This is a genomic window from Pantoea conspicua (assembly GCF_002095315.1).
In the GTDB taxonomy this organism is placed as follows: Bacteria; Pseudomonadota; Gammaproteobacteria; order Enterobacterales; family Enterobacteriaceae; genus Pantoea; species Pantoea conspicua.
Genome location: NZ_MLFN01000094.1, coordinates 1 through 4,966 on the forward strand (window position 1 = coordinate 1; position 4,966 = coordinate 4,966).

Here is a 4,966-nt window from a genome sequence, read left to right on the forward strand (position 1 = left end):
TGCCATCGTATTGTTCGTCCAGGGTTACGCGATTTGACAGGTCATTAATCACACTGTCATGTGTTGTAATAGCATTCGCGTTGGCAGAAATATTATTGCCGTTAGTGGTAATACGATTACTTAGCGCACTATCTTCTGTTACACGCATGTCAGCCTCATCAGATCCCTGGGTAGACAGATCAGAAAAGTTCTGGTTAATCGTATCAAGCGTGTTGGATAGCGCAGCGTCCTGGATTAAATCAGAGCCGGTAACAGGTGCAGTGGTCATCTGATAATCTGGAGTGTAAGTCACAGATGGGACAGATGCATTTACAGCACCGCTACAGATCGCACAAATAGCTACAGCAATGATAGATTTCTTCATTAGTATGAACTCGCTAAAGTTGATTTATGTTAAGACTCGTAAATCACAAACGGATATCTGTCTTCTGGCCCGCCAGCCATTTGATCAGAGTCCTGAGAAGGCCTCGTCTTTTACGGCGAGGCCTTTTTTTATACCCGGTAGAAAATTATGTGTTGTAAATCTTTATAATTCTTATAATGCCTGCTTAGACAATTCCGGTTTATTCATATCTTATAAAATCGCTTCGCAATCGTCCTCAGGCCTTGTCAGCTCTGGCCCCTCATCCATTATGCCGGATGAAGCTCTTTCTTTTCTCCACGACGGCAAATCCTCTTTGACCACGCCGAAAATCACTGCTTTATTTAATAACTCGTTGAAGGCAGTTAAATCCTTACGTCATGCACGCTGTGCAGCGACACGATCACACGTTGACTCAACGCGTGAAGCAAAATTAGGGTAACTGTCTGGTGCATTCACTCTCGCCACGTCCCTGAAATCAGGTGTATATCGTCAGCACTTCTGGACAGCATGCAATGTTTCAATTAGTGGACAATCTGTAATTTAGTAATCGATTACAAAATTGACAGGAATGAAAATTCAAAAACCATAAACCCGAAGATACTCATTTATGTTAAGAAACTGAATTGATAATCTGGATGTCAGATTTCTGTTTTCAAGCCTGGCAAGAGGTCTGAAACACGCCCGGCAGCTAAAGTCAGCGCCAGAAAATAAAGTCATTCATAAAAGAGATGGAATCGATTACACCCAATCGGTTTTCAGTTTCTTTCCCCTCATGACGGGCAATCTACCCTTCAACATGTGGATGAAATATGATCCTGATCAATCTTTTATATTGACCAAATGAATGCGATTACACGCTGGTTTTAATTACTTGTTTTGCAAAGAAAAATATCAGACAAAAAATGCTATTTGACACCTTATGTTGCAGCTTCATAAATATCTTCTCCCGCTTCCTTTACCGCGGTTACGTTAAAATCGATAAGATATGGCGTGCAAAAAAAGGATTGGGCTGAACTTGTCGTTTCTGTAGTTCTCCGCTGTTTTTCAGGGCAGTAACCGGAAATTCTCTTTATTACCGATATGCATTTTGCTACTGGAAATCACTATGAAAAGAATCAGCTTTTCAAGAACCTGTCCAGGATTCGATTGGATAGACCGCATCGTATTGTCAGTCAGCGCCTGCCAACCATAACAGACCGGCTCAACCTTAGGTCGGATCTCTCGTAACTGCTGCATGGAGCTGTCGTGAACTGCTGAGACGCGTCGGACATATCACAATAGAGACCCGGCATGACATACGGTGACCTTCTGGAGCCCTGACATAAGGCATCCTCAACCCGCTGTTGGTGTTACTGATATCTTGTGATAATGCATTATGGTTTATTCAATTTTGCAGAATTAAGTTAACCCGTTGAGGCACACTTTCAAAGCATCCTCAGACTGTATTTAACGGCATGTTTTTACTTTCGAAAAGATAATGAGAATCAGAAAGTCACCCTTTATTTTAGGGAAAAATTTTAATCCTGTTCAACATCAACTAGTGAGCCGATCAGGCTCATAAACCGACAGCACGTTTACGGTTAATATCTTCCCACCCCAACCGGGTGAGTCAGGCGTATCTGAATTACTGGTTCGAAATCCATAGAAGTACCAGCGGCGGTAAAGTCTGTTCTTGTTGCTATGCCCGGCGAGCAGATGCTGCCGGGCTTATCTGGCATCAGTCAGCCTCCTTAATGGACATTACGCATAAGGAGTTTCATCGCTACTTCGTATACCACCTCAGGCTGTGAGTCCGGCAGCATTGCTTTGACCTTATTTTCTATCGCGACATTCGTGACTGGCTGGTTGTCTCCTAATAACTCCAGCACTGCCTGCCCAAACATCAGACGACAGACATGAATTGCATCTTTTGCATACTTACTTTCCATAACACCTCCTTTTATTGAGAGATGTCACGATAAAACACATAAAGGGTGTTAATCACTCTGCTAATCATTTACCGGGCCATTCGATAGCAAATATCGTCTGTTTCAGACATCAGCAAGCTATTCAGATTAAGTCGATGAACAATGTGGCCGATGAAGACCTGACTAACATCATGGTGTGTTAATCAACGGGAAAAGATCATATAGCCTCTCATCTGACGCGTAGAGAATCTGCATAGAGGATAGGCGCTGAGCGGGCGGGTTATTTGATTATCCCTGGCGATGACATTTGAGATATGACGCTGGGTAGCGTTTAAAAGCAGACGGGTGCGCCAGAACTGAATCCGGGAAACTTTTAAAATCTGAGTGATATTCGTTCAGTTTTGGGGAAGAGTTTTGGGGAAATAAAGTATGAAGAAAAAAGCCAACACGATTTTGACATCCGTGTTGGCTGTTTGTTATATGGTACCGATTACATATTTTCGATGATCGCGTCACCAAACTCTGAGTTACTGACGTAGATCGGGCGAACCCACTCACAGCCAGTGCCAGTCACCCTCGTGCCGCCACCGTTTCCGCAACCGCTCAGAGACAGCAGCATCAGGCTGGCTGCTAATATCCTGCCGAACATCGACAGCATTTTTCAGCACCTCAACGTGTTTTTCTGATTCCTCAGCCTGAACAGACGCCCGCTCAGCTGATGCTTTGGTTTCAAATGCTTTTTTGCCGCTGCTCCGACCCAGACCGAACGCGGCCACTACCAGACCGGCAATTACGGCCAGCACGGTTAATAGTGTTTGCATCAGATCAAACCTTTGTAGGCGTCATAGGTGCCGGTGCGCATAACCTCAGCGTGGCGGCGCGCACGGTCAGGTGTCTGTCGCGCCCACAGGCTATTCAGCATTCCACCAGCTGCACCCGCAAAATCACCACGTGCAATCATGCCCAACGTGTTAGTGAATCCAGCTAAACCGGTCACACCCATCTGACAGGCCAGGCTGCAGAGAATGTCCCGACGTGCGTCATTACACTGCGCCAGCGCGGCAACAATTGCAGGCTGTCGATTCATAGAGGCGGTTTTCGCGTCTACCAGCCACAGTTTCCACACGTCGCCAACAGGACGCGGAACGGTAAACTGATACTGTCTGATTGGTGCATTTCGAGGCCCAATTCTGATACCACCGGCAACGGTTGGAAAATTGCGGGTGTCCCAATATGGAGCCTCCCGGTAGCCCTCTTCAAAATGTAAGATATCAATAATTTTACTCACCGTTTTTTCTCCGTGATGGTTCTGGAATGAGGCGTGAAACGTTTCCCCGCGCGGCAAATACCGCAGCGCATATCAGCGCGTTTGTAATAACAACTGGCCAGCCGCTGGCGTGGTAATGACCGAATAACCAGAGCAACAGAAAATTGCCGTAAAACAGAATCAGGCCAGCAGCAATCCACGAGAAACCCGGTTTATGTATTCGACCAGTTTTACTGAACAGCATCAGACGCAGAGCAATAGCTGCACAAATGACGACATCAATTACCGTCAGGAGATCGTTGTTGATCATGATTTTCCCCCAGCCATTTTTTAACGAATGGCAGTTTTGAAACGCCGCCGTTTTTCAACCAGAAATAGCCTGCACCGCTGCAGAGGAAATAACGACAGCCGCCAGGGCATCAAGAGGTTTTTCGCGGTAATTTAGATAGTCCTCAATTTTGTCAGCGACAAAACCAGCTCCGAATACGCCAGCCGCATAGCCGAACAGGAAATACCCGAATATTTGTCGCCTCGTCAGATCACTGACGGTAACGATAAAACACATCGAACCGGCAAACGCTCCAAACGCGATTGAGTAATCTACAGAGGTGATAAATCCCATCAGCGCAGACGTGACAATGTCCCAGCCAGCTACGGTTCCCACAGTAGCGCTGGTACTCAATGGCTCAGCCATTATTTCCCTCTCTGTTTTATAAGGTGCAATGAGATACAAAAAAGACCCGCCGAAGCGAGCCTGTGATATAAACGGATGGTGTTTGGGTGGTGTTATTGCCTACTACCCTTCATAAAATAAAGGGTCACGTCTTTCAGGATTGATATACCGCCATAGAAACATAAGACAATCACAAATATTTTTGATATTTCATATGGTAGAAAACCCATCCACCCATGCGGAAATATATTTACCGAGGTTAAAAATACTCCAGCCAACAAGATACCAGGTATAATGCAGGCGCTTTTAACTTTCTTTTCTTTACCAGGTGCATTGTCCGCCATAATTACTCCCCGAACCTCCGCCGTTTCCATTTCCTCCAGCAACGCACCCTGTTAGCGCCCCCCAGCAATCCCCTTTGCCATACCTGGCAATGAACCTGCACCAGATATAGCACCGGCAATAATACCCGTTGCACATGGGTTATCTCTGATAATCGAACTCAAATCCAATCCACATGAGTTTGTACCAACGAACCCGTTGGCCTGACCACCATAACCTCCATGCTGGCTTTGACGAGCGCTTGCCTCCGCATAAGCAGGATCATACGCACCACTTGCCCCTGCAACTACTTTTAACTGCGCGTCATGTAAAATTTCCATATTTTAAATCCCCATTAAATTATTCATCCTAAAAAAATAATGAGCAGCGCTGCTGATTTGTTATATCATTCACGGGGCTTTGTTGAATAAATC

General features: G+C 45.5%; 8 protein-coding genes. All 8 read right to left on the reverse strand.

Going from position 1 to position 4,966, the window contains the following annotated elements; all coding sequences use genetic code 11:
- Nucleotides 1–364: hypothetical protein (locus HA41_RS19200; protein ID WP_143807379.1), on the reverse strand; the 364-nt coding region annotated here is incomplete at its 3' end.
- A 1,730-nt stretch (nucleotides 365–2,094) separates the two neighbouring features.
- Nucleotides 2,095–2,292: a hypothetical protein gene (locus tag HA41_RS19210; RefSeq protein ID WP_094122088.1), complete on the reverse strand. Its 198-nt coding sequence runs from the start codon at nucleotides 2,290–2,292 to the stop codon at nucleotides 2,095–2,097.
- Between the two features lie 533 nt (nucleotides 2,293–2,825).
- The gene (locus tag HA41_RS19215; protein ID WP_094122089.1) at nucleotides 2,826–3,092 is read right to left on the reverse strand and encodes a hypothetical protein; all 267 of its coding nucleotides are present in this window, start codon (nucleotides 3,090–3,092) and stop codon (nucleotides 2,826–2,828) included.
- Nucleotides 3,092–3,559, reverse strand: coding sequence for a lysozyme family protein (locus HA41_RS19220; RefSeq protein WP_094122090.1), 468 nt, complete (start codon nucleotides 3,557–3,559; stop codon nucleotides 3,092–3,094). Before HA41_RS19220 ends, HA41_RS19215 begins: the two co-directional genes overlap by 1 nt.
- Nucleotides 3,552–3,848: a phage holin family protein gene (locus HA41_RS19225; RefSeq protein WP_167373390.1), complete on the reverse strand. Its 297-nt coding sequence runs from the start codon at nucleotides 3,846–3,848 to the stop codon at nucleotides 3,552–3,554. Before HA41_RS19225 ends, HA41_RS19220 begins: the two co-directional genes overlap by 8 nt.
- Nucleotides 3,849–3,902: 54 nt before the next feature.
- A complete protein-coding gene (locus HA41_RS19230) occupies nucleotides 3,903–4,232 on the reverse strand; it encodes a putative holin (protein ID WP_244175155.1) in 330 nt (109 codons plus the stop codon).
- 92 nt (nucleotides 4,233–4,324) lie between these two features.
- Entirely contained in the window at nucleotides 4,325–4,555 is a 231-nt protein-coding gene (locus HA41_RS19235; RefSeq protein ID WP_208612780.1) for a hypothetical protein, read from the reverse strand.
- Nucleotides 4,556–4,606: 51 nt separating this feature from the next.
- Entirely contained in the window at nucleotides 4,607–4,873 is a 267-nt protein-coding gene (locus HA41_RS20900) for a hypothetical protein (protein ID WP_143807380.1), read from the reverse strand.
- Nucleotides 4,874–4,966 lie beyond the last annotated feature (93 nt).

Bases quoted from the DNA above. Each gene is read 5' to 3' on its own strand.
- HA41_RS19210 (WP_094122088.1), bottom strand. From the start codon at position 2,292: ATGGAAAGTAAGTATGCAAAAGATGCAATTCATGTCTGTCGTCTGATG.
- HA41_RS19215 (WP_094122089.1), bottom strand. From the start codon at position 3,092: ATGCAAACACTATTAACCGTGCTGGCCGTAATTGCCGGTCTGGTAGTG.
- HA41_RS19225 (WP_167373390.1), bottom strand. From the start codon at position 3,848: ATGATCAACAACGATCTCCTGACGGTAATTGATGTCGTCATTTGTGCA.
- HA41_RS19230 (WP_244175155.1), bottom strand. From the start codon at position 4,232: ATGGCTGAGCCATTGAGTACCAGCGCTACTGTGGGAACCGTAGCTGGC.
- HA41_RS19235 (WP_208612780.1), bottom strand. From the start codon at position 4,555: ATGGCGGACAATGCACCTGGTAAAGAAAAGAAAGTTAAAAGCGCCTGC.
- HA41_RS20900 (WP_143807380.1), bottom strand. From the start codon at position 4,873: ATGGAAATTTTACATGACGCGCAGTTAAAAGTAGTTGCAGGGGCAAGT.